At 51.3% G+C, this 25,504-nt stretch carries 17 protein-coding genes; 3 read left to right on the top strand and 14 right to left on the bottom strand.

Going from position 1 to position 25,504, the window contains the following annotated elements:
• Window positions 1–10 precede the first annotated feature (10 nt).
• Entirely contained in the window at window positions 11–1,315 is a 1,305-nt protein-coding gene (locus SYNC_RS13355) for an O-antigen ligase (RefSeq protein WP_011620803.1), read from the top strand.
• Here the strand turns inward: SYNC_RS13355 and SYNC_RS13350 are convergent.
• The 5 genes from SYNC_RS13350 to acnB form a co-directional block, all read right to left on the bottom strand.
• A complete protein-coding gene (locus SYNC_RS13350; RefSeq protein ID WP_011620802.1) occupies window positions 1,263–2,855 on the bottom strand; it encodes a radical SAM protein in 1,593 nt (530 codons plus the stop codon). The two genes, SYNC_RS13355 and SYNC_RS13350, sit on opposite strands and share 53 nt — an antisense overlap.
• Before the next feature lie 109 nt (window positions 2,856–2,964).
• Window positions 2,965–8,079, bottom strand: a complete 5,115-nt coding sequence (locus tag SYNC_RS13615; RefSeq protein ID WP_011620801.1) for a Calx-beta domain-containing protein — start codon at window positions 8,077–8,079, stop codon at window positions 2,965–2,967.
• Between the two features lie 162 nt (window positions 8,080–8,241).
• Entirely contained in the window at window positions 8,242–8,787 is a 546-nt protein-coding gene (locus SYNC_RS14480) for a hypothetical protein (RefSeq protein ID WP_148201926.1), read from the bottom strand.
• Between the two features lie 282 nt (window positions 8,788–9,069).
• A complete protein-coding gene (locus SYNC_RS13340; RefSeq protein ID WP_011620798.1) occupies window positions 9,070–10,476 on the bottom strand; it encodes a ClC family H(+)/Cl(-) exchange transporter in 1,407 nt (468 codons plus the stop codon).
• A gap of 19 nt (window positions 10,477–10,495) precedes the next feature.
• Complete coding sequence (gene acnB, locus SYNC_RS13335) at window positions 10,496–13,078, bottom strand: bifunctional aconitate hydratase 2/2-methylisocitrate dehydratase (RefSeq protein ID WP_011620797.1); 2,583 nt, start codon at window positions 13,076–13,078, stop codon at window positions 10,496–10,498.
• A gap of 114 nt (window positions 13,079–13,192) precedes the next feature.
• Here acnB and SYNC_RS13330 point away from each other — a divergent pair, with 114 nt between their 5' ends.
• Window positions 13,193–14,251 (top strand): 3-deoxy-7-phosphoheptulonate synthase, encoded by a 1,059-nt coding sequence (locus SYNC_RS13330; RefSeq protein ID WP_011620796.1) that lies wholly within the window; start codon window positions 13,193–13,195, stop codon window positions 14,249–14,251.
• Window positions 14,252–14,272: 21 nt separating this feature from the next.
• On the opposite strand, the gene SYNC_RS13325 is transcribed toward SYNC_RS13330, so the two are convergent.
• The 5 genes from SYNC_RS13325 to SYNC_RS13305 all read right to left on the bottom strand — a co-directional run bounded on the left by SYNC_RS13325 (window position 14,273) and on the right by SYNC_RS13305 (window position 20,634).
• On the bottom strand, window positions 14,273–14,887 hold the full coding sequence (locus SYNC_RS13325) for a diacylglycerol/polyprenol kinase family protein (protein ID WP_049750372.1): 615 nt from the start codon (window positions 14,885–14,887) through the stop codon (window positions 14,273–14,275).
• A gap of 43 nt (window positions 14,888–14,930) precedes the next feature.
• Entirely contained in the window at window positions 14,931–15,953 is a 1,023-nt protein-coding gene (locus tag SYNC_RS13320; RefSeq protein WP_011620794.1) for an RpoD/SigA family RNA polymerase sigma factor, read from the bottom strand.
• 171 nt (window positions 15,954–16,124) lie between these two features.
• On the bottom strand, window positions 16,125–18,254 hold the full coding sequence (gene ppk1, locus SYNC_RS13315; RefSeq protein WP_041427157.1) for a polyphosphate kinase 1: 2,130 nt from the start codon (window positions 18,252–18,254) through the stop codon (window positions 16,125–16,127).
• Window positions 18,255–18,317: 63 nt separating this feature from the next.
• Window positions 18,318–19,541: a tetracycline resistance MFS efflux pump gene (locus tag SYNC_RS13310; protein ID WP_011620792.1), complete on the bottom strand. Its 1,224-nt coding sequence runs from the start codon at window positions 19,539–19,541 to the stop codon at window positions 18,318–18,320.
• 19 nt (window positions 19,542–19,560) lie between these two features.
• A complete protein-coding gene (locus SYNC_RS13305) occupies window positions 19,561–20,634 on the bottom strand; it encodes an anthranilate phosphoribosyltransferase family protein (protein ID WP_011620791.1) in 1,074 nt (357 codons plus the stop codon).
• Window positions 20,635–21,175: 541 nt separating this feature from the next.
• On the opposite strand from SYNC_RS13305, the gene cynS reads away from it, so the two are divergent.
• A complete protein-coding gene (gene cynS / locus SYNC_RS13295) occupies window positions 21,176–21,628 on the top strand; it encodes a cyanase (RefSeq protein WP_011620788.1) in 453 nt (150 codons plus the stop codon).
• Between the two features lie 48 nt (window positions 21,629–21,676).
• On the opposite strand, the gene SYNC_RS13290 is transcribed toward cynS, so the two are convergent.
• The 4 genes from SYNC_RS13290 to SYNC_RS13980 all read right to left on the bottom strand — a co-directional run bounded on the left by SYNC_RS13290 (window position 21,677) and on the right by SYNC_RS13980 (window position 25,479).
• Window positions 21,677–22,393: a phage capsid protein gene (locus SYNC_RS13290; protein WP_011620787.1), complete on the bottom strand. Its 717-nt coding sequence runs from the start codon at window positions 22,391–22,393 to the stop codon at window positions 21,677–21,679.
• An 11-nt stretch (window positions 22,394–22,404) separates the two neighbouring features.
• The gene (locus SYNC_RS13285) at window positions 22,405–23,292 is read right to left on the bottom strand and encodes a formate/nitrite transporter family protein (RefSeq protein ID WP_011620786.1); all 888 of its coding nucleotides are present in this window, start codon (window positions 23,290–23,292) and stop codon (window positions 22,405–22,407) included.
• A gap of 280 nt (window positions 23,293–23,572) precedes the next feature.
• Complete coding sequence (locus SYNC_RS13280) at window positions 23,573–25,114, bottom strand: ferredoxin--nitrite reductase (protein ID WP_041426810.1); 1,542 nt, start codon at window positions 25,112–25,114, stop codon at window positions 23,573–23,575.
• Between the two features lie 221 nt (window positions 25,115–25,335).
• Window positions 25,336–25,479, bottom strand: coding sequence for a hypothetical protein (locus tag SYNC_RS13980; protein ID WP_237699235.1), 144 nt, complete (start codon window positions 25,477–25,479; stop codon window positions 25,336–25,338).
• Window positions 25,480–25,504: the final 25 nt, after the last annotated feature.

Here is a 25,504-nt window from a genome sequence, read left to right as displayed (position 1 = left end):
GGGCGTTGGTATGACGTTGGTCCCGAGGCGCGTGATCCAGCAAATCGACGCGTCCCGCCCTCTTGAAGCGTCGCGCTGGGGTTGGCGATGTTTCCAGATTGGCTTGTTCTTACTGCCCTCTTCGGCGTTACTGGCCAGCTTGTTGTTGTTTCCCTCTCTGCTGATGGGCAGTTGGAGGAGTGAGCGTCCGTTTTGGCGTGACCCCTGGAACGCGCCCTTGTTTTTGGCGTCGTTGTTGATGGTGATTGGATGCTTTAGCTCCTATTCCGGATCTCTCGCCTGGGTGGGCATGGGGAACTGGTTGCCTTTCTTTTGGGCGTTTTGGGGCTTTCAGCCCTACGTCAGCTCGGCTGATGCACGCCGTCGCTCAGCGCTTTGGTTGGTAGCGGGTAGCTTCCCAGTGGTGTTGACGGGTTTGGGACAACTGTGGTGGGGCTGGCAAGGTCCCTGGCAAGCTTTGGGTGGATTGATTATTTGGTTCATGACCCCTGGTGGTGAACCAGAGGGTCGTCTGTCAGGGTTGTTTGATTACGCCAATATCGCTGCCGCCTGGTTGGCACTGGTTTGGCCGTTGGCGTTGGCAACTCTGATTCAACCTGGTTTGAGCAGGCTGCGGAGGAGTGTTGTTCTGGGCCTGGTGGTTGCTTTTGTGACGGCCCTTGTGCTCACGGAATCACGGAATGGCTGGGGCGCATTGGTGCTTGCGCTTCCGATTGTGTTGGGTCCTCCTAGCTGGCCTTGGCTTGTTCCGCTGTTGGTTGTTGGCCTTGGCTTGTTGTTTGTGTCTGTTGTTCCCGGGGTGCCGTTGTTGCTTCAGGCCCCCGCACGGTCGCTTGTGCCAGAGGGGATCTGGGGCCGGCTCAGCGATAGTCAGCACGCTGGTGAGCGGGTTCTTGCCTCCACGCGTCTGAGTCAGTGGGGTGTGGCGGTTCAGTTGATTGTTGAGAGGCCCTGGCTGGGATGGGGGGCAGCGGCTTTTTCGGTGATCTATCCGCTGAGAACAGGGAAATGGCATGGCCATGCTCACAACCTTCCGCTTGAACTGGCCATTGCCCATGGATTGCCAGTAGCGGCGCTGGTGGTGGCGCTGGTGCTGGCCTTGTTGATTGTGGCGCTCCGTCGCGGGCTATCACGATTGTTTGATCGCGCCTGGTGGGCAGCAGTGCTGACCTTGATGGTGCTGCACGGCAGCGATTTGCCGTTTTTTGATAGCCGCGTGAATATCGCTGGCTGGATTTTGTTAGCGGGATTGCGCTGTTTGCTCAGGCCTGGTCAGGAGCGTTCTCTGGACTCAGCGCTTGGTGTTGATGCTTGAGAAGCGTGTCGCTGGGCAGGGGACCATCAAGATGACACCAGGGAAGAATGTGGTGATCGGCCCAGGTGTGATGGACGACCTCCTCCCAGGCTGGGGGGCGGGGTAAAAGCACTCCGGCGGAGCTGGCGGGTGGTAATTCTTCTGCGCGTGCGGCGCGATAGGCCTTTTTCCAGCCGCCAAGACTCTCCTGGGAGCCCCTCACAGCTGCGATGACGGGCGCTAGTCGACGGTCACTGCGAGAGAGCAGGGCCTGGATCACGCTCCAGCCATAGCTCTCAGGTCGTAGTTCCACACCCTTCGGTTTCAGTCGTTTGGCGAGTCGTTTGAGGCGTTTGTCAGCTTCTGGCCTGACCCCTTGCCACTGAAATGGTGTGTGGGCTTTGGGAACGAAGGTGCTCACGCCCAAGGTGAAGCGCAGCCCTGGGGTCTGTTTCTTGAGGTCCAGAAGTAGATCGGCGGTTGCCTCGATGTCGTCGTCCTGCTCTGTGGGAAGTCCCACCATTCCGTAGAGCTTGAGGCTTTTGAGTCCTCCCTCTTTTGCATACCGGGCCGCAGCGCTGATTTCCTCTCGGTTGAGTTTCTTATTCACGACGCGTCTCATCCGATCACTACCGCTCTCGATGGCGATCGTGACCGACTTGCTACCGCGGCGACTCAAGGTTCCAGCTAATTGAGGAGTCACGGTGGCAGCTCGCACGGAGCTGACACTTACGCGTAAGTCATCAAAGCGGTCTTGATCCAGCCACTGCAGTAAGTCGTTGAATTGGGGATGTTGGGTCACGGAGGCACCCAGCAAGCCGAGACGACGGGTTGCCTTCAGTCCTTTCTCGACTGCAGGAATCAGTCCGTCATCAAGAGATGGGGTTCGGAAGGGCAAGGTGAGATAACTCGCTAAGCAGAAGCGACACAGTTCTGGGCAGCTGCGCACCACCTCCACCATGTGGATGTCTGGCCACGCGGCTTCAGGGGTGATCACAGTGGAGTGGCTCAGGCTGTTGCCCCTCCAGGTTTGCTTCGCGATGCGCTCTGGTAGATCTGCCTCTCTGGGTTGTATGCCGAGAAGGGCACCTTCGGCACTGAATTGCGGAGTATGGAGATCGGGTACGTAGATGCCAGGAATCTGCGCCAAATGATGAAGGCGCTTGTGACGGGGTTCCTCCCGCACCTGAAGCAGGGCATCGATGAAGGCGGGCAGCAACTCCTCTCCATCTCCGAGGAGCACAACGTCAAAAAATGGGGCCAGCGGTTCGGGGTTGGCGGTCAGAACGGGACCACCACCGAACACGATTGGATCCTGATCACCCCGCTCATGGCTCCAGAGGGGAATCCTTTGTTGTTCCAGGAGATCCAACAGAACAGGTCCATCGAGTTCCCAGCTCAGAGATAGGCCAAAGAGATCGCAGCGACGGTGTGGTGGATCCCCTTGATCAGTGAACAGTCGCCTGACATCCAGATCGGATCGCATGGCCAGACTGGCCCATACGAGTTGGTAGCCAAGGCTCGTGATGCCCACGGTGTAGGTGCTGGGGAATGCCAGCACGGTGCGCAGGGCGCCGGGTTCTGGAACGGCAGGATCAAAAAGTAATGTTTCTTGGTTCAGAGTCTTGGACTTGGCTAAAAAATAAAATCGAGTTTAGGAGCTCTGAGCTTCAACTAATTGGGTCAGGGAGTAATCCAAAATCTGTTAGAGAATAAGAAGAGTTGAATTGATGGATAGATGCAAAGCTTGACTCAGAATTTTGATTCAACCCTGTAATTATGACATTATCAACATAACCATCTTCATTTCCTCTGCTGGCCGTGCCTCTAAATCTCAGGTCTAAAGTGGATGCGTTAGCAAAATTAGTAAGAGAGTCACTTAATTTAAAGACACCATCTTGAAAAGGATTTCCCGATTGTTCGTCTCCGCCAATTCCACTGGCTCCTGATAATAGATCAATTTCTTGCCACGATCCATTGTCAATGGATACGTCAATGGCCAGGAACTCATTATTGTCAAAAGAGGTTTCAATAAGCCATTGCACACTGATATGAACGTCGTCAAAGGAAGAAATGTCGAGTGATTCACGCAATTGAAGCGTTGCGTTATTGGCCTGACCATCAAATTCAGCAGAGAAGTTGTCTATCGATCTTGCATTTTGACGTCGTCGCCAATCGTTTTGAGAGTCTTGTTGCCAGTTGTTCTCAAAGTTTGCTGATTCAAAGTCATCGGAGAAGATAATCTGTTCACTTGGGGTAACAGGAGTATCTTCTTGATCATCGTTAATGATGATTGCTGATGCAGAAGGAGTATTAATGGTTGCGTTGTTGGCCGAAGAAAGAACCACAGAGAAGGTTTCATTCGTTTCGACTTGTGTATCTCCTGCGACATTAACTGTGATGGTTTGAGATGCACTACCATCCGTAAAAAAGATCTCTCCGGAAGGAGGAGAGCCATTTAAGAAATCATTATCAGTGGTTGAGCCATTGATGACAGACCAGAGAACGGAGCTGTCATTGGAGAGATCACCTTCTCTGGTGACGGTGAAAGAGAAAGCAGTGCTGTTTTGATCACCTTCATTTTGTGTTGGTGAGTCAGCGGCAATGGCGAGGGTAGGCGCAGGCTTTACCCCATTTTGATTCAACCCTGTAATTATGACATTATCAACATAACCATCTTCATTTCCTCTGCTGGCCGTGCCTCTAAATCTCAGGTCTAAAGTGGATGCGTTAGCAAAATTAGTAAGAGAGTCACTTAATTTAAAGACACCATCTTGAAAAGGATTTCCCGATTGTTCGTCTCCGCCAATTCCACTGGCTCCTGATAATAGATCAATTTCTTGCCACGATCCATTGTCAATGGATACGTCAATGGCCAGGAACTCATTATTGTCAAAAGAGGTTTCAATAAGCCATTGCACACTGATATGAACGTCGTCAAAGGAAGAAATGTCGAGTGATTCACGCAATTGAAGCGTTGCGTTATTGGCCCGACCATCAAATTCAGCAGAGAAGTTGTCTATCGATCTTGCATTTTGACGTCGTCGCCAATCGTTTTGAGAGTCTTGTTGCCAGTTGTTCTCAAAGTTTGCTGATTCAAAGTCATCGGAGAAGATAATCTGTTCACTTGGGGTAACAGGAGTATCTTCTTGATCATCGTTAATGATGATTGCTGATGCAGAAGGAGTATTAATGGTTGCGTTGTTGGCCGAAGAAAGAACCACAGAGAAGGTTTCATTCGTTTCGACTTGTGTATCTCCTGCGACATTAACTGTGATGGTTTGAGATGCACTACCATCCGTAAAAAAGATCTCTCCGGAAGGAGGAGAGCCATTTAAGAAATCATTATCAGTGGTTGAGCCATTGATGACAGACCAGAGAACGGAGCTGTCATTGGAGAGATCACCTTCTCTGGTGACGGTGAAAGAGAAAGCAGTGCTGTTTTGATCACCTTCATTTTGTGTTGGTGAGTCAGCGGCAATGGCGAGGGTAGGCGCAGGCTCTTGATCATCGTTAATGATGATTGCTGATGCAGAAGGAGTATTAATGGTTGCGTTGTTGGCCGAAGAAAGAACCACAGAGAAGGTTTCATTCGTTTCGACTTGTGTATCTCCTGCGACATTAACTGTGATGGTTTGAGATGCACTACCATCCGTAAAAAAGATCTCTCCGGAAGGAGGAGAGCCATTTAAGAAATCATTATCAGTGGTTGAGCCATTGATGACAGACCAGAGAACGGAGCTGTCATTGGAGAGATCACCTTCTCTGGTGACGGTGAAAGAGAAAGCAGTGCTGTTTTGATCACCTTCATTTTGTGTTGGTGAGTCAGCAGCAATGGCGAGGGTAGGCGCAGGCTCTTGATCATCGTTAATGATGATTGCTGATGCAGAAGGAGTATTAATGGTTGCGTTGTTGGCCGAAGAAAGAACCACAGAGAAGGTTTCATTCGTTTCGACTTGTGTATCTCCTGCGACATTAACTGTGATGGTTTGAGATGCACTACCATCCGTAAAAAAGATCTCTCCGGAAGGAGGAGAGCCATTTAAGAAATCATTATCAGTGGTTGAGCCATTGATGACAGACCAGAGAACGGAGCTGTCATTGGAGAGATCACCTTCTCTGGTGACGGTGAAAGAGAAAGCAGTGCTGTTTTGATCACCTTCATTTTGTGTTGGTGAGTCAGCGGCAATGGCGAGGGTAGGCGCAGGCTCTTGATCATCGTTAATGATGATTGCTGATGCAGAAGGAGTATTAATGGTTGCGTTGTTGGCCGAAGAAAGAACCACAGAGAAGGTTTCATTCGTTTCGACTTGTGTATCTCCTGCGACATTAACTGTGATGGTTTGAGATGCACTACCATCCGTAAAAAAGATCTCTCCGGAAGGAGGAGAGCCATTTAAGAAATCATTATCAGTGGTTGAGCCATTGATGACAGACCAGAGAACGGAGCTGTCATTGGAGAGATCACCTTCTCTGGTGACGGTGAAAGAGAAAGCAGTGCTGTTTTGATCACCTTCATTTTGTGTTGGTGAGTCAGCGGCAATGGCGAGGGTAGGCGCAGGCTCTTGATCATCGTTAATGATGATTGCTGATGCAGAAGGAGTATTAATGGTTGCGTTGTTGGCCGAAGAAAGAACCACAGAGAAGGTTTCATTCGTTTCGACTTGTGTATCTCCTGCGACATTAACTGTGATGGTTTGAGATGCACTACCATCCGTAAAAAAGATCTCTCCGGAAGGAGGAGAGCCATTTAAGAAATCATTATCAGTGGTTGAGCCATTGATGACAGACCAGAGAACGGAGCTGTCATTGGAGAGATCACCTTCTCTGGTGACGGTGAAAGAGAAAGCAGTGCTGTTTTGATCACCTTCATTTTGTGTTGGTGAGTCAGCGGCAATGGCGAGGGTAGGCGCAGGCTCTTGATCATCGTTAATGATGATTGCTGATGCAGAAGGAGTATTAATGGTTGCGTTGTTGGCCGAAGAAAGAACCACAGAGAAGGTTTCATTCGTTTCGACTTGTGTATCTCCTGCGACATTAACTGTGATGGTTTGAGATGCACTACCATCCGTAAAAAAGATCTCTCCGGAAGGAGGAGAGCCATTTAAGAAATCATTATCAGTGGTTGAGCCATTGATGACAGACCAGAGAACGGAGCTGTCATTGGAGAGATCACCTTCTCTGGTGACGGTGAAAGAGAAAGCAGTGCTGTTTTGATCACCTTCATTTTGTGTTGGTGAGTCAGCAGCAATGGCGAGGGTAGGCGTAGCTATGGTGTTATTCTGAGGCAATACATCTAGTGAGCCAGTTATATTTAAGCGTTTGCCATCTTTTGATATATCGCGTAAATTATTGTCCTGATCCGCGCCAGAGTACAGAGCTTGGATTAGCTCTGAGCTTGTGGCTTGTGAATTTTTGCTTGCTAAAAGTCCTAGCGCTCCTGATACATGTGGAGCTGCCATCGAAGTCCCCGATGAATACACATATCTGTTATTTGGGGAAGTTGAGCCAATGCTCCCTCCAGGAGCTGCGATATCCACAGTCTCAGTCCCATAGTTGGTGAATGAGGAAGCTGCTCCACTTGCATCAATTGATGCAACTGAAATAACATGATCCACATTGTTTTGAATTGCCTGATAGTTCGCAGGATAATATCCGACTAGATCGTTATTGTTTGCGTCATTGCCTGCAGATGCTACAAAAATAATGCCGAGTTCTGCTCCTTCCTGTATCGATGCATCAAGAGCTGAGTTGTATCCCCCTCCGCCCCAAGAGTTATTTGTTGCTAAGTAGCGTGCATTACCATTGTTCGTGAGTAATGAATCGTATCTACTGGCAGCATCATTAAAATAGTTTATGGAATCAATTGCTCCCTGAGTAGAACCGCTTCCATTCCCATTAAGAAATTTTAGAGGTGTTAATTGAATATCCCAGTTGACACCAGCGACTCCTTGTTGATTGTTTGAAAGCGCTCCAATTGTTCCAGCAACATGAGTGCCATGAAAATTGTCGTCATAAGGGTCAAAGTCATTATTAGCAAAGTCCCATCCGATTAAATCATCTGTGTAACCGTTGCTTTCTTTGTCAATGCCATCCATCCAAATGCTATTCCTGAAAAGATCTCCTGCGTCTACATAGCCATGCCCATATTCTCCTTCTAGATCAAAATCCCAGGCAAAAGATGAGTTGCGGCTGTCATTGAGGTCGTGAAAGGTAATTAATCCGTCATTATTTATGTCAATCACTCCGCCTGGAGTTTCGCCCGGATTGAGCCAAATGTTTAAATATAGGTCAGGGTGTTTGTAGTCTATTCCGGTGTCTATCACCCCAATGACGTTTGAAAGTGAGCCGGTTATTCCAAGATCCCATGCTGCATTTGCATTGCTTCCAGACTCTGTATCTTCAAGGCCCCATTGTACGTAATAATAAGTATCAGTTGGGTCTCCTTGAGGCTCGATCGAATTTGAGTTACTGCTTAAGGTAAACTCTTTGCTCGGCAATGTCTGCTTAGCTTGTTCATAAGGTATTTTCTGGATTGAAAATGACGTGGCTTCGGGGATAATTTCTTTGCTTGCATTGGTTAGTAAAGGTATTATTTCTCTGTTCAATAGTGAACTGCTTGAGGCTTCAAGTGCATTTGCTCCTTTTGCTAATCCGCTTGTTCTAAATTTGTCATTATTTTCTCCCGGATAAATTCGCAATTCTTCTGGGCTTGAAGACCTTGAACGCCTAGTTTTTTTGATGAGCTCGAGAGCCGCATCCAAAAAGTTTTGAGAAGAATTCATGGATTTTGCCTTGAGTTAGGCTTTGGCAATTGACTGAACTTTGGACTTGCTAAGGCGTTCTTCAGTGTTGAAGGACCATAGGTGTGATTGTCATCCAACAATTAAGTCTTGTTGTCGCATATATCCGAGCCCTTGTAAAGGTTAGGAATGCATTCTTGGCCTCTAGTGCAGCAATTGATTGGCTGAAGCCAATCTGCTTTTATCTCGTTCATGCTTCTTCTGTCTGTTCGCGGGTATTTGAGTCCTGAATTGGAACCGTCGTCGTCGTCGGCATAAAAGCCCGTCGGCGAATCGAGCCTCCCATTCATGCAGTGCTAATTCCTTTAAGACATTGCTGCCCTCACTCAATAGATTTACTCGTGAACATGAAGGGTCAAAGCATGCGCTTGAATCAGTGCAACTTTTGACACTAGAGTGCTTATTGTTTTGCGTTCGAAAGCCATCTTTTTCAGATGAATTGCTTAGGAAGGCATGGGCAGGTATTGATGTTTCTTTATTATGTATAATTTCAATCGATCTGTTTGCTTTGTTGGAGAATTCGTAGTTGGCTGTGGTTTTCTCTAAAGTGAAGGAATTGGTTTCTTCTGCCTGCCAAGGGAATTTTGAGGTTTCGGTTAATCGCTCTTGAAGTGACCTTCTTCTGAATGTATTCCTTGCCACTAGAGAAAGATTCAGTGGCTCATCTAGCCAAGTAACTGCGAGATCCATCGGGGATCAATGCTGTCGATAACAAATTCTAGGTTGGCGTAGGTCGGTCGCTTCTGTTTTTTTTAGATTTGAATTAACCCTTCTTAGTAAATGCTCTTCTGCATTCTGCTTTGGTGTTTTAGTGGTTAAGTGCTTTTAATCAGTGCTACTTCTTAAAAAACCAGTCTTGATCTGCTATCTGATGCACTGTCATTGCCAGCTCAATGTTCAGTTTTCGTTGCTTGGTTCTGATGTTTCGGGCTTGGGTGCTGGGAAGGCTCGACGCGATGTAGAGCCTTCCAATTAATGGTGCAGGCCTCTACGACGTTCGTTTTCGGCTTGGAGGTGATCTTCCTCCAGCAACTCAAGCCCCATCTGTCGTTCGTAGATCGAGCGGTGATCAAACAGGCGTGCAATCAGAAAACTCGCTAAGCAGGCCACCAGAATTGGTTTTAAGACCAATAAATCCTTGGTTAGAGCGAAGGCCAAAAACATGGCCGTGATTGGTGTGCGTGAACAACTGGCCACGAATGCTCCCATCCCCGCAAAGACATAGGTGCTGGGGACGTGACCGGTGAGAGCTTCCACCCAAATCCCACAGGCGAGGCCTATGGCACCGCCCAGGGTCAACATTGGGAAAAACAAGCCTCCGGGTGCACCAGATGCTGCTGCTAAGCCCGTACTGAAAAACAGCACTACAAAGGTTCCTAGCGCCATTGGAATATCAGCTTTCCCATCAGCGATGAGGTGTTGTAGGCCCTCTAGGTTGTGAAATTCGGAGGGGAGGCATGCATACACCCCACCCAGCAGTGCACCGCTGATCACCATCCGCAGAACAAGACGGTCGCCGAACCAACGATGCCCTTGCTTCTGCATGGCGAGTACATAGCGGCAATACAGCTCGGCCAACACACCCACAACAACGCCCAATCCGATGAGGTATCCCAGATCAATGGGCAAAAAACTCACCAGTGGCTCGTACTCCTTCTCCAGTTGAAAGCCAAGGGCCGTGTCCAGCCCGCCACCACCAGTGCTTAAACCCGCTAATCCCAACACATCCGCCCAGGCGTCAGCCCAGAACGTTGTGACGATCACCAGCAGAAGCACAACCGGCCTTGCCGAATGCAGCAACTCCTCAATGGCGTAGAAAAATCCGCCAATGGGAGCGTGAAACACAGCGGCAATCCCTGCCCCACCTCCCGCGGCGACGATTACGCGACGGAAGGCCACAGGTGCTTTCAACCATCGAGCCATCTGCCAGGCCACCGATCCCCCCATCTGAACAGCAGGACCTTCTGGCCCGAGGGGGAAGCCACTGCCGATGGCAACAATTCCGGCAATGAGTTTGACCAAGCCCACCTTGAGACCCATCGGTACGGCCCGATGCTTCAAGAAGCCCATGATGTGGGTGATTCCGGATCCACCGGCTGCTGGAGCGAGCCGAGAGACCAGCAATCCAGACACCAAACCACCTGTTGCACCTAAGCCAGGGAGAACGGCCCAAGCAGGAAGGTCTGCCAGCAGTTCCAGTCGCCAGGCCCCTAAAACCTTGATGCCAACCTTGAACATCACTCCGGTGAGGGCTGCGCCAAGCCCCGTGAACATCAAGGCGAGGACAACAACCAGCCAGCGGCGTTCCAGCAGATAGCGGATGCTTCGACTCGAACCGAATGGATCTCGTTTTGCTGTTTGGTCGCTTAAGTCACTCATGGCTTTGCGCGGACGCCGCTTAGGCGCCGGCCATGACCTCCGCTTGTTCCGAAGCGCTCAGCACCCGTCCCTGTTCGACGAATTGATCGATCTGGTCGAAATTGAGATAGCGGTACAGCTCTGCGGAGAGTGGGTCGATTTTCTCCGCGGCAATCCTTTGGTATTCATCGGGTGTGGGAATGCGTCCGAGTAGGGCGCAGACAGCTGCTAATTCGGCGCTGCCCAGGTAGACCTGTGCCCCTTTGCCTAATCGATTGTTGAAGTTGCGAGTGCTGGTGGAGAACACGGTGGTGTCGTCATCCACCCGGGCTTGATTGCCCATGCAGAGCGAGCAGCCTGGCATTTCCATCCGGCTTCCTGCCGCCTCAAATGTGGCGTAGTAGCCCTCTTGCTTGAGCATGTCCTCGTCCATGCGCGTGGGCGGGCAAACCCAGAGCCTGGCGGCAATGTCGCCTGCCTCTTCCAACACTTTGGCCGCAGCGCGGTAATGGCCGATGTTGGTCATGCAAGAGCCGATGAACACCTCTTGAACGGCTTCGCCAGCCACTTCGCTGAGCAGCTTCACGTTGTCGGGATCGTTTGGGCAGGCGAGGACGGGTTCGGTGAGCTCATCCAGATTGATCTCAATCACCTCGGCGTACTGAGCGTCGTCATCGGCTTGAAGGAGTTGGGGGTTGGCTAGCCACTCCTCCATCACCTTGATGCGTCGCGCCAGGGTGCGGGCATCGTTGTAGCCCCGAGCAATCATGTTTTTGAGCAGGGCCACATTGCTGCTCAAGTACTCACTCACCGTGCTTTCGGAGAGTTTGATTGTGCAGCCAGCGCAAGAGCGTTCGGCTGAGGCGTCTGTGAGCTCGAATGCTTGCTCCAACTTGAGATCTGGCAACCCTTCAATTTCCAAAATTCGGCCATTGAAGACGTTTTTCTTGTTGGATTTCTCCACGGTGAGCAGGCCCTTTTGGATTGCGACCCAGGGGATGGCATTCACCACATCGCGGAGTGTGACCCCCGACTGAAGAGAGCCGCTGAACCGGACCAAGACCGATTCGGGCATATCGAGCGGCATGGCGCCGATGGCGGCAGCAAAGGCCACAACCCCGGAGCCTCCGGGAAAGGAAATACCGAGCGGGAATCGGGTATGGCTGTCACCGCCTGTGCCCACGGTGTCGGGCAAGAGCATGCGATTGAGCCAGCTGTGGATGATGCCGTCACCGGGGCGAAGGGCGACACCGCCGCGTTGGGCAAAGAAATCAGGGAGGTCCTTTTGGGTCTGTAGGTCAACAGGTTTGGGGTATGCAGCGGTGTGGCAAAAGCTCTGCATCACCAAATCAGCAGAAAAGCCCAGGCAGGCCAATTCCTTCATTTCGTCCCGCGTCATCGGGCCCGTGGTGTCTTGACTGCCAACGGTGGTCATCAGCGGCTCACAGCTTGTGCCGGGACGGACACCTGGAAGACCGCAGGCTTTGCCCACCATCTTTTGAGCCAAGGTGAAGCCCTTTCCAGTGTCGGCAGGAGCACTTGGCCGGATGAACGTTTCAGACGGGGCAAGTCCAAGTTGGCTGCGCACCTTGTCGGTGAGAGCGCGACCAATCATGAGTGGGATACGACCGCCAGCACGAACTTCGTCGCTGATCGTGCTTGGCATGAGGTCAAATCGGCTGATCACCAATCCGTCGCGTTCTATCGTGCCGGCGTAAGGGCGAATTGTGATCACATCACCGGTGTTCAGATCGCTGACATCGCACTCAATTGGTAAGGCGCCGGAATCTTCCGCTGTGTTGAAAAAGATTGGTGCAATCTTGCCGCCAATAATTACTCCTCCGGCACGCTTGTTGGGGACATGTGGGATGTCATCGCCGGTGTGCCAAAGCACAGAGTTGATGGCGCTTTTTCGAGAGCTTCCGGTGCCGACCACATCACCCACATAAGCCACGGGATGACCTTGCTTCTTGAGGGTCTCGATGGTGTTGAGTCCCTCTGGGTCACGGGTTTCCAACATCGCCAGGGCGTGCAATGGGATGTCTGGACGCGTTGTCGCGTGGGTGGCTGGTGAGAGGTCGTCCGTGTTGGTTTCTCCGTCCACCTTGAACACGGTGACGGTGATTTCTTTGGCGAGCTGATCTCGACGGGTAAACCATTCCGCTGCAGCCCAGCTGTCCACGACCTGTTGGGCGTAATGGTTGCTGGTTGCCAGCTCCATGACGTCATTGAACGCGTCATAGACCAAAAGGGTGCGGCTCAGACCTTGAACAGCACAGCTCGCAAGCGCCTCCTCTGGATGCTTCAGCAGCTCGATCAGTGCGGCGACGTTGTATCCGCCCACCATGGTGCCCAGCAGTTGGACCGCCTCCAAAGGAGTCACCAATGGGCTGGATGCTTGGCCTTGAGCGACGGCACTTAACCAGGTTGCTTTGACATAGGCCGCTTCATCGACGCCTGGTGGAATCCGTTCGCTCAGCAGGTACAGCAAGGTTTGCTCCTCCCCTGCAGGCGGTTTTTGGAGAAGCTCCGTTAGGGCCTGGGTCTGAGCGGCATCTAGAGGAAGCGGCGGGATGCCCTGGCTTTCCCGTTCCTTGGCATTCTCGCGATAGGTGCTCAGCATCGGTTTTGGCGGCGCAGACAGCGATACACACCATTGTTGTTGGTCAGGGTTCCACACTGTTGTTTGTTGTGGTGGAACGACTTGCGTAATCTGAATTGAATTTCAGGCCAAGGCATGACCACCACCCACGATCTCCATGTGGTGGACACGCGACCACTGATCCCTCCCGCTCTGTTGCATCGCGATCTGCCAATTGATCCAACGGCTTTAGAGACAGTGGTGACGGCTCGCAGCCGCATTCAAGCCATCTTGCGTGGATTAGACCGCCGACTGCTGGTGATTGTTGGTCCTTGTTCTGTGCACGATGTGGAGGCTGCTCGCGACTACGCCCGTCGTTTGGCGCCTCTGCGTGAGCGTCATGCAGCCGAGCTGGAGATTGTGATGCGGGTGTATTTCGAAAAACCCCGTACCACTGTTGGATGGAAGGGGTTGATTAACGATCCCCATCTCGATGGCTCTTACGACATCAATACAGGGCTACGGATGGCCCGCTCCCTGTTGCTTGATTTGGCTCGAGAAGGAATGCCCACAGCGACTGAGTTATTGGATCCTGTAGTCCCTCAGTACATCGCGGATCTAATCAGCTGGACAGCGATTGGTGCACGCACCACTGAAAGCCAGACCCATCGTGAAATGGCTTCAGGCTTATCGATGCCCATTGGCTACAAGAACAGCACCGATGGCAGCGCCACGATTGCCATTAATGCAATGCAGGCTGCAGCCAAGCCTCATCATTTCTTGGGTATCAATCGTGAGGGCCATGCTTCGATCGTCAGTACCTCTGGAAACCCAAATGGGCACTTGGTTTTGCGTGGTGGCAATCGTGGAACCAACTACCACCTGGAAGCGATTCAGGATTCAGCTGCCGAACTGACGGGTGCCGGTCTCCCGGATCGCTTGATGGTGGACTGCAGCCATGCCAATTCCAGTAAAGACTTTCGCCGTCAGAGCGAGGTTTTACAGGCAGTTGCCTCTCAGGTCGATCAGAAGTCAGACCATGTGATGGGAGTCATGCTTGAAAGCCACCTCGTGGAAGGCAATCAAAAGTTGTCTGCGGACAGGAGCTCTCTGACGTATGGGCAGAGCGTGACGGATGCTTGTATCAGTCTTGAAACCACTGCTGAATTGCTTGGAGAGCTCGCTGCTTCAGTTGCTCGAGCAAGGTTCAGCTAGATCGCCCTTTTGTGGCGTTGATCAGCCAGTCGTCATCCAGGTCCAGCTCAAGGCCACTCCAAGGGGCACGGTCAGGTTGTCGATGCCCCAGACGCTTAATTGTTCGAGCCCGACAGCCAGCGTGCAGACGGCTAAAAGCCGAAGTGGGATGAGTTGACTTTGGGTCACCAGCACTAAAGCGAGCAACACCACAGCACTTGCGATGGCCATCGTGGTTGTTCCGACGAAGGACTTGCGCTGGTCCAAGATCGTCCAGTTCGGGGAATCAACGGCTCGCCCAATCAGACCTGCCAGGCCATCACCAAAGGCCATCACCAGCACTCCGGCACAGGCAGCAGCAGGATTGTCAGCCCAAAACATGATTAGAAGTAAACAGATCGCGAAGCCATAGGCAACGGTCCCATAGCTGTTTCTCCCCACGTCTTCTACCGCAGGCAGCAACTTCAAGCGGTGATTGATGAAGGTGATCAGGGTGACCACCAACGCACAAGGCACCGCGATGAAATATGGAATGTGTAGGAACCAGGCGAGTGGTAAAACCGGACCAGTACCAATATGAACAATCTTTCGGCTCAACTCGCGTTGGTTGGGCCAGCGTTGACGGCAGGCCAGAGCGCTGCCGAGCACACCAGCCATCCAGAGGGCGATGAACAACAGAGATGGCAGAGGCAAGTACGACTCAGGCAGCCTGCTGATGATTGGTCATCGTGCGCAATTTCAGAATTGCTTTCGATTCGAGTTGGCGTACACGTTCGCGAGAAACATTAATTTGACGACCAATTTCGGCAAGGGTGAGAGGCTCCTCGCCGCCGAGGCCAAACCGTAAACGCAAGATTTTTTGTTCGCGTTCATTCAGCTGTGAAAGCCAGCCGCCTAGGTGTTCTTTCTGAATGCTGCGATCCATGCCTTCCATCGGCTCATCCCCATTGGGATCTGGGATCAGTTCTCCAAGGGTGCTGCGGTCCTCTTCGCCTCGGGCGTGAGCATCAAGAGAGGCGCAGGGGGCGCTTTGGGCGATGAGTTCTTCGAGGTCTCTCGGTTCAATGCCCATGGCATGAGCCAATTCCAAGCGGTTTGGTTGACGCCCGAAACGATGGGAGAGCTCCCGGGTGATCTTGCGCATTTTCGACAGCTTTTCACTGATGTGAATTGGCAGGCGGATCGTGCGAGCACTGTTGTCGATCGCTCGTGTCATGCCTTGGCGAATCCACCAATAGGCGTAAGTCGAGAACTTGTAACCCATGGCTGGGTCAAATTTGTCGACAGCACGCTCAAGCCCGATGGCCCCTTCCTGAACAAGGTCGAGAAGTTCGAGACCTTGGTTTTGGTATTTCTTGGCCACACTCACCACCAACCTGAGGTTGGCCGCCATCATCCGATCGCGTGCCCTCTTTCCCATCCGGATGCGATGGCGTTGTTTGGGAGTGCGCTCTTCTTCCTGTATGTCAAGAAGCTCTTTCATGGCTTGCACATGATGTGCAAGTTCAATTTCTTCAGCAGCTGTAAGCAGAGGAACTCGACCAATGCTGCTTAAGTAATGACCAATCGAATCGGTTGCTAAGCGTCCACTTGAACGATTACCCCGACCAGAGCCTGTGCCACTTGAGCGATTGGTCGCACTGCGGCGATTAGCTTTAGGCAATAAAAGTTCCTTAGAAGAGCCTTTAGTGGCAACTTCTTTGGACTCCAGAGGGATCCCCATCACCCTGGCCTCCTGACGAATTTGGGCGCAACTTAGCACCTTGAGGACTGATAGATGGATGTAAATCTGAAGCTTTTCGGTAACTAATTATTTAGAGTCGTTGGCGGTGTCAATTGCTACGGAAAATCATGGTTTCTTTCCGTTTCGACTTTGAGTATTTGCTGTGAATTTCTAGCGAGTTGGCTGAACTAGGGCGCTTCCTTTCCAACCATCGATTAACTGCAATTGGGAGTTGTACTCCTCTCCCTCAGGGTGTCGCTGAATGAAAGAACCGTCAGGTTGCATGTCCCATGCGCCCCTGTTGTCGCTTAAGTAGCACCCAAGCAGGCGTTCGAGCTGTGCTCTTAGATCTGGTTCTTCAATGGGCACAACCGCTTCAACACGTCTGTCAAGATTGCGTGGCATTAAGTCGGCGCTTCCGATGAACACCTCCGGTTTGTCGCCATTGTTAAACCAAAAAATACGTGAATGCTCCAAGAATCTGCCAATGATGCTTACCACGCTGATGTTGTCGCTAATTCCTTCAAGGCCGGGATAAAGGCTGCACATCCCTCGGATGATCAATTGGATTTTTACTCCGGCTTGAGATGCTTCATACAAAAGAGCAATGATTCCTGGATCTACTAGGGAATTCATTTTTGCTTTGATCGATCCACCTCGCCCTTGCTGAGCATGTTCGATTTCACGACGGATTAATTGCTCCATTCCTTTTCTTAAGGAGACAGGCGCTACGAGTAGCTTGCGAAAGCTTTGTTGTTTGGAGAAGCCGGTTAGATAGTTAAACAACTCCACGAGGTCCTGGCCGAGTTCCGGTCTTGCTGAAAGTAGGCCTAAATCGGTGTAAAGACGTGAGGTTTTGGAGTTGTAATTGCCAGTGCCGATATGGACATAGCTGCGCAAGCGTTCTTTCTCTTTGCGAACAACCAGAACAATCTTGGTGTGCGTTTTAAGGCCAATGACTCCGTAGACCACATGCACTCCTGAGCGCTCCAGATGTTTGGCCCACTGAATATTGTTGTCTTCGTCGAAACGTGCTTTTAGCTCAACCAGTGCCATCACCTGTTTTCCATTTTCTGCTGCCCTGATGAGTGCTGCGATGATCGGAGAATCTTTGGAGGTGCGGTAGAGGGTCATCTTGATGCCCATCACGAGGGGATCATCTGCTGCTTGATTGATGAATTCCTCCACTGACGTGGAAAACAAGTCGTAAGGGTGATGCAGGAGAACATCGTGGCGGCGTATCACCGAAAAAATGCTCTCAAATTCCTCTTCTTTGATGGATCCGTCTTCCAACATGCCCCTCTGAGTACGACTGAGGACGGTGGGAGTTTGACCTGAGTGCGTGGTGTCTTTGAGGTGCGGTAGCGGCAGGCTCATCAAGCCGAAGAGGTCATCGAGCCCGAGAGGTCCGTTCACCCTGTAGAGGTCTTCTTCAACAACGGACATGCCCTCCATCAACATCTCCATGACGTCTTGAGGGGTGTCTTCAGCAACTTCCAGGCGGACCACTTCACCACCCATGCGCCGTTTTCGGAGGCCTTGTTCGATTGCGATCATGAGATCGTCGGCTTCAAGGTCGCGGAGCTCTAGGTCTGCATCCCTGGTGACCCGGAAAAAGTAATGGCCTTCAATGCTCATTCCTGGAAAGAGCAGGCTGAGATTGAAGGCAATCACCTGCTCAAGAGGAACTGCTGTGTGGATTGGCTTGGATTCATCGCTGCCAAGCTCAACTGGAATCGATACAAAGCGAGGAAGGATCTTTTGAGGCACCTTCACTCGAGCGAGTTGGCGTTGGCCCGACTCTGGGTCATGGATCAGGGCGGCCACGTTGAGGCTGAGATTGCTAACGAATGGAAAGGGATGAGCAGGATCCACAGCCAGGGGCGTTAAGACCGGAAAAATCGCCGTTTGAAAGAAGTTGGCCACCCAGTCACGTTGTGCTTCGTTCAGTTGTTCGTAGTTGAACAGAAACACCCCATAGTCTTCGAGGCCAACGCGGAGATGGTTGAGGTAGTGCTTTTGTTGCGCTTCCAGCAGAGCTGAGAGCTGGTTGCGAATCTCATGGAGTTGCTCTCGGGGCGTGAGGCCGTCCTCGCTTCGCTTGTCGATGCCAGCCTCAACCTGAGACTTCAAGGACGCCACGCGCACCATGAAAAACTCATCAAGGTTGTTGCTGAAAATGGCGCTGAATTTGGCCTGTTCCAATAACTGCGTTCTTTGGTCAAGCGCCTGAGCCAACACGCGTCTGTTGAAGGAGATCCAGCTGAGTTCCCGATTGATGTAGAGATTCTCGGGAAGCATGACGCCGTTAATGATGTGTTTTGAGCACTGTGCTCGCAAGGGAAAGGTAGCAATCATCGTCCGTCAGCCGGTGGCGTGTTCAAGGGGACTGCGGGTCACCAAGAGCACCACGACCACGAGCAATCCTGCGCCTCCAAAGAATGGACTGGTTTGACCCAGCAGGTCGTATCCCAGTCCAGCCAATGGTGGACCTAAAAAACTGCCAAGACTCTGCAGTGCTTGCAGGCTGCCAAGGGCTGCGCCTTGCCCTTCATCACTGAGACGGCGAGATACGAGGCTGCGAAGGCTCGGGGTCACGAGACCCGTGCCGCTGGCCAAAATCCCCACAGCTGTGAACACTCCGATCCTGGCTTGCTCAGGATTTGTAGTGGGGATCAGCAAGCAGCCGGTGATGACGAAACCGAGGCCGATCAGCGTGAGTTTCCACTCTCCAAAACGATTCACCAACGGACCGATCAGTACACCCTGGACCACGGTGGCGACGACCCCAACAATTAAAAAGGCAGTGGTAGCGAGCTCTGGGCCCCAGTTGAATCGTTGCTTGAAATAGAGCACCAGGATTGCGGTGAAACCATTGAAGGCAAGAAAAAATAGAAAAAAGCCCAAGGCCAGACGCCCGACTGCTGGATTGCCAATCACCCGCGCGATTTGAGCGAAGGGGTTGAGCTCCCGTTTGCGAGGAAGAACGCGGCGCTCTGACACCGGATGGGTTTCAGGGAGCAACGTCAATACAACGACAAGGTTGAGGACGGAGAAGCCGGTTGCCACCCAGATCGGCACCGTGACAGCAATCCTGGCCAGTTGGCCGCCGAGAAAGGGTCCGATAATGAAACCGAGGCCGAAGGCCACTCCGATCAATCCGAAGGCCCTTGCCCGTTTTTCCGGCGGTGTGATGTCTGCGAGTACAGCGCCTGCCGTTGCGGCTGTTCCACCACTCACCCCATCGATCAGACGGGCTCCAAATAGGAGAAAGAGGGGCAACACTGCACCAGCGGGCCAGTCTTGGCTCACCGTGATCGCGAACAGTCCGAGGCCCAGGACGGAACCACTGACGCAGATGGCGATCACGGGTCGGCGGCCGAAGCGATCACTCAGGGCTCCGATGAGTGGCGTCGCTGCGAACTGCGCGAGGGCGTAGCTGCCAGCTAACAGCCCAAGGGTGCGACCGTCGGCATTGAACGATGCCAACAGATATGGCAGCAATGGAAAAACAATGCTTTCGCTCAGTCGGTCATTAAGCAGCGTCAGGAACGCACTTAATAATGTTGGAACGTGAGGACGGCGCACGTTCGATCGAGGCGGTTATTCAACCTCCCACAGACGCTCGCCACTTGATCAGTTGCTCTAAAGCCGCGGTGCCAACTCCATTGGCTTGCATGGTTTTGGCTTCCTCAACACCGTCCTCCAAGCTTTTGCTGAGTCCGCTCAACCAGAGGTAGCAGCCTGCGTTCCAACGCAAGGACTGGGCCATGGGCCCTTGGCCAAGAAGTGCTTCTTTGGCATGCGTAGCCCAGGCCTCTTCTGATTCCCAGCGGGGATCATCTCCGAAGCAGCCATGATCTCGGGGATGAACGATGTGTCGTTCAGGATCCCCTGAGTTGTGAATCCGAGCCGTGATTCCTGCCCGACTGACAGGAAGATCTGTGCCGCCTTCTAAGCCTTTTACGGTGATGATTTCCGTTTCTCCGGCGAGCTCTAGGGCTTGCCAGGCTCGGTTTTCTGTTGGTGGATGCACAAAGCCACTGACAAGCAGGTGGTGCCCTTGGTGTGCAGTCCAGAGCAGCTCGGCACTGGCTAAAGGAGGGCGTTTCCCGAGATCATCCCGAGCGGGCAGAAGAGCCTCTCCTAGGGGGAAGTGTTCCGGTTGATAAATCAGGGCAAGACCATGCAGGTTGAATCCTGCTTGAACATCCTTGATGGTTAGTCCATGCAAGTTGAGCCCGATGGAAGCAAATAGTTCTGCGGCAGTAATTCCAAATTTCACCGGCATTCGCCTCCCTCCCTGTAAGACCACGGGTTGTCCGGATCCCACCAGCAGCAAGGCCGTTAAGGGGTAGATCGGTGCTGTCCGAGATCGGCCGTCAAAGGGCATCCCAAAGCAGATCGGCCGACGTTGATCGGGTTCACTAAGAAGACAGGGCCCGAGCCTTTTATAGGTGTCGAGCATGCCGGTGAGCTCCTGAGGCTCGGGCCGACGAATGCGATGGGCGATCAGAAAGGCGCCGATTTGAACGTCTGATGCTCCGCCTGTGAGCATCAATTCCATAGCCTCATCGGCTTCGCTTCGAGTCAACCCCTTGCTGGTGTGCTCTCCACTGCCAATCTTGCGGAGCAATTGCTTGAAAGATGCACGCTTCGTGGTTTCAGGAGAGGTTTGCATTGATAAGCCCGGAACCGAAGGCGATCGTTCCGCAGAATTATCCCCTTCGGCGGTATTCATTGATACCTGAGCCTTTTATGAAGCTTCGGAGCTAGGTCCTGCATAGGCCTGCATAGCTTCCATGAAGGGGATGGAATGGATGCTGACGCCCCTCGGCGTAATAAAGGCGTTCAATCAGCAGGTTTGGGAAGGTTTGACTTACAACTGTTGGTGTCACTGGCAAAGAGTCAATCGTTAGGAAGCTATTAATGATTTTTAGGATTTGATTCTGAATTTGATTGAACTGATTCACGATTGCTGAAAGAAACATAAAACGAACTAACCATCAACAAATACATGATGCTGTCTTCCTTGCCGTCGTTCTGTCGCCGATGCTGCTATTGGCTCTGTCGAGATTATGAATCGGTAGTTAATGCATCAGTTTTAGACCTTGATTTTGTAGATGATTCATTTACTGCTGAGTGGCACCGCAAGGGTTGCTGATCTCTAGTAGTTCGTTTATTGGTCTTATTACATGACTACTTCTACCTTGGCGCCGTCATTGGCTGCTCCCTCACCGTCGACGCTCACTGCTTCGCTCATGGCGGCCAAAAAGGCAAAGGGACTGTCCTTCGCTGATTTAGAGGTAGCCCTTGGGCTCGATGAGGTTTGGATTGCTTCTCTCTTTTATGGACAGGCAACCGCTTCTCCTGAAGAAGCAGAGAAATTAGCAACATTGTTGGGTCTTGATCCAGCCATAACTGCTGCACTGCAAGAGTTTCCAACGAAAGGCAGTCTTGATCCTGTGATCCCTACAGATCCACTGATCTATCGCTTCTATGAAATCATGCAGGTTTATGGAATGCCTCTGAAAGATGTTATTCAGGAAAAGTTTGGTGATGGAATCATGAGTGCAATTGATTTTACTTTGGATGTAGATAAGGTTGAAGATCCAAAAGGTGATAGGGTCAAAGTTACGATGTGTGGGAAATTTTTGCCTTACAAAAAGTGGTGAGTTTTTGATTGAATTCAGAAAGCCCGGTGATGCCGGGCTTTTTTATTATCATTCATATTGCTGTTGAAGTTGGCGTATGGCTTGCTTCCGTCGCTCTGGATTGGTGAGTTCTGTGCTCAGTGACTTCAACGTTATTTTGCTGTGAGTTGTGGCGATACATCCCAAGGCTTTTAAAGCAGCTTCAGCAGCTGGATCAGATCCTGATTGGACCAGGTTGGCTAGCCTGGTGCTAATAAGAGTGTCGTCTCTTCGTTGTAGTAAACGTATGCAAGCGATGACAACAGGATCACGCCAATCTTGAAGAGCAGGTTCACATAACTGTAGTAATTCAATGGCTTGTAGTTGATGAGATTTGAAGCCAAGAAGATTGAGGCCTGCGAGGCGTTGTGATTGTCCAGGTAATTGCAAAATATGCTCAAATTGAGACAATGTGAGTTCTGCACCCCAGCAACTCAGTGCGTTGAGCAATAAGGCATCTGGATCATTGGATTGGTTCAGTTGTTTGAGTAACCAATCCTTGGCTTCAGGTTGATGGCAGAGGCCGGCTGCATGGATTAATTCAGGACAAATTCCGTGCTGTTGGATCAGGGTTTGGATGATCGGCCAGCCCGTTTCTGCCAACATTCCCAAACGCTCAGCCACTGCAAAACGGAGTTCATCAGAAAGGCTGGGAGAGTAGATCTCTCCCAGCCAGCTTGGATTCAATGGGATCCTCCGTGCATTGGACAGCCGATCCCAAAGGGAGGCTTCATCAATGGCACTCATAAGGTTTGAAGTCAGCGGGCGCCGAGTTCAGCGGCGAGTTCACGTTCTAGCTTTTCATCATGCTCTGTGGGAAGCACATCGGAAATTTTGGTGCGATGGGTGCTGTAAAAGAGCATGCCGATGAACACCATTCCTCCAACAATATTTCCCAAGGTGACCGGGAGGAAATTCCAGAAAATCACTTTGTAGAACGGAACGCCTGAACCGAGGATTGGTCCAGCTGTATGCAGGAATTGATTTACAACAATGTGCTCCATGCCCATTGTTTGGAAGGCCGTAATCGGCAACCAGCAGGCAAGCAATTTTCCGGGAACACTTTTGCTCACAAGAGCCATCGTGACGCCGAGGCAAACCAACCAGTTTGCAACAACTCCACGCAAGAAAGCCAAGAAGAAACCCATACTTCCAAGGGCCTCGTACTTTTTCACAACGTTGATCTGGTTAAGAGCAACGATCTTTTGAGCTACAAGATCCCAAATCGGTGGACCAACGTTCTCAGCAGCAGCATCCATGCTTCCGCTGGTGAGGCTGATGGCCATGATGATCGCCACAACGAGCGTACCGATGAAATTGCCAATCCAGACCCATGTCCAATTTCGGAAGGTTGCACTCCAGCTACATTTGCCGGCCCAGGTTGCCATCGGCAGCAACGCGAAGTTGCCAGTGACCAACTCCATTCCGAACAGGACGATGCTGGCAAATCCAAAGGGGAACAGAAGAGATCCCACAAACGGTAGTTTTGTAAGGATTCCTACCGTGAGGGCCAGGATGACGGCAAGACCAAGAATGGCGCCAGAATAAAAGCCACGGATCAGCAGATTTTTAATGCTGACTGTTGCTTTTTTGCCGCCGGCTAAAATCATGCCGTCGACGAGTTCATTAGGTAGGACGTAGTCCATCTGGGACGCTGTTGCGCTCATGATTGGGTTTTAGTAAATGAAAAGGAAATCAACCGCTAACGCGATTCATGAAGCGTGAGAAGACATCTTGGTGCTGTGGGGATACAGAAACTGGTTCTTTGTCTTTGCCACTTGCGCTAAGCCAATTGACAAAACGCGATAGGAAATCACCTTTGAAAGTCATTGCAAAATGAATAAAAGTTTGATTTTTTAAATGCGTTGAACCATGGCTTCAAAACAAAGCGCCACGGTTTTACGTTGTAGATCTAATTCGGTCTGTTTAAGCCCGAGGCTTTGCTCCGAATTGTTCGATAAGCACCTGTCGAAGAACGTTTTGAATGTCTTCTGCGGGGATTGCCTTTTGCTGGACTTCCCCGATCTGAGGGTTTTCGCCTTGAGATCCTCCGATGCTCAGGGTGTAGCCCTCACCCATTTCGCCCTTGCTGTTTTTCGCCTTGGTGCCTGTTAGGCCGATCGCACCCATGAACGCTTGCCCGCAGGTATTGGGGCAACCGGTCCAATGGATTTTGAGCTCTTCGGGTAATTCGAGCTCTGCATCGAGTTGTTTCGCAGCAGCAATGGCTTGGTCTTTGGTGTTGGTGAGACCAAAGCTGCAGTAGGTGTTTCCTGTGCAGGAAACCGTGCCAGCGGCGATGGCACCTGGTTCAAGTGGGAAGCGTTGCAACAATGGATCTGCTTTGAAACGATCCAAATTTGCTGATGAAAGCCCCACGATGATGACGTTCTGGTCCTCTGTAAGGCGAATTTCACCAGTCCCGTAATCAAGACTTGCAGTGGCTAAGTCGTGCAGATCTGTTGCTGTGAGTCGTCCAACGCTGACATGCAGTCCTGCGAAAAACTCATCGGCATTTTTCTGTGGGTGGATTCCGTAGTGAGACCGAGGTGTGGAGTTAAAGACTGACCCTGGATCCTCTATGAGAGGACCAAAGAGGCTTTCCACTTCACTTCTGAACGCGTCGATACCGAGCTGGTCGAGATACATGCGGAAGCGGCCTTTGGGGCGCTTGTTTCGTTCGCCGTTGTCACGCCAGAGGCGAATGACGCAATCGGTCATTCTGCAAATTTCATCCTGCTTCACCCAAGCATTCAGGGGGATGGCATATGCATTCATTTGTGATGAGAGAATTCCTCCGATCCATACGCCGAAACCCAAAACACCATCCCGTTCAACAGGGTGAAAGACGATGTCGTTGTGGAGTAGAAAGTTGTCTTTTGCCCCAGCAACAGCTGTATTCCATTTTCGAGGGAGGTTGGAGAACTCTGGATTTCCTTCACAATGGTTTGTCAGAAAGTCCTGAAGTTCAGTGGTGAAAGGTCGTGTATCGATGATTTCGTTTGGATCAATGCCTGCAAGCGGATTGCCGGTTACATTTCTTGGATTATCAAAGCCTGATTGGATTGAGCTCAGTCCAACGTCCTTCAGTCGCTTGAGAATATCTGGTAAATCATTCAGCAGTACGCCACGCAGTTGTAGGTTTTGGCGTGTTGTGATGTCGCAGCTTCCATTCTCGCCGTAGCGCTCCACGATTGAGGCCACAACCCGAAGCTGCTGATGATTAATGACGCCATTGGGGACTCGCAAGCGAAGCATGAACTTGCCTGGTGTTTTGGGACGCCAAAACATTCCATACCATTTAAGACGAAGCTGAAGATCGGTTTCATCGACTTCTTCCCAGCCAACTCTCGCAAACTCTTCAATCTCGTTGCCAACGAGTAACCCATCCTTTGCTGCTTTATTCTGCTCAATTTTATTGAGCTTCTTGTTTTCTAGGAATGGTCTTGTGGGGACTTGAATGCTCATAGTGCTGATGCCCTGGTACAGGAATTCGTCAGTTAGCGAGATTTCCAGCACATCAGAAATGTTCGTGCTGAGAAAAGGTTTATAGCGATCTGTGGTGTGATCTTTCGGTATCGGTTGGAACCAAATCAGCGTCTACGGACTCGCATTTTTGTTTGATTTGCTACAAAGAAGTTCTGCGGTTTCTGGCTCGATTAACCCCTCCTTAACGGCAGAGAATTGAATCAGTATTGGCGGCCTATTTCTCCGATCCAGCGAACGGCACCATGGCGGATCATGGACCAAACCCTTGCCATGGCCGCTAAATCGCGATCAAAATCGTTTTTAAATCGCTTTGGTGCTCGGTTGCTGCGAGCAGTGGACTGCATGGGAGCGCGAGAATGCCTTCTGCGG

The sequence above is a fragment of the Synechococcus sp. CC9311 genome (assembly GCF_000014585.1).
GTDB lineage: Bacteria > Cyanobacteriota > Cyanobacteriia > PCC-6307 > Cyanobiaceae > Synechococcus_C.
Note: the sequence above shows the minus strand (reverse complement) of the source record. Positions and strands in the feature narration are given on the sequence as shown.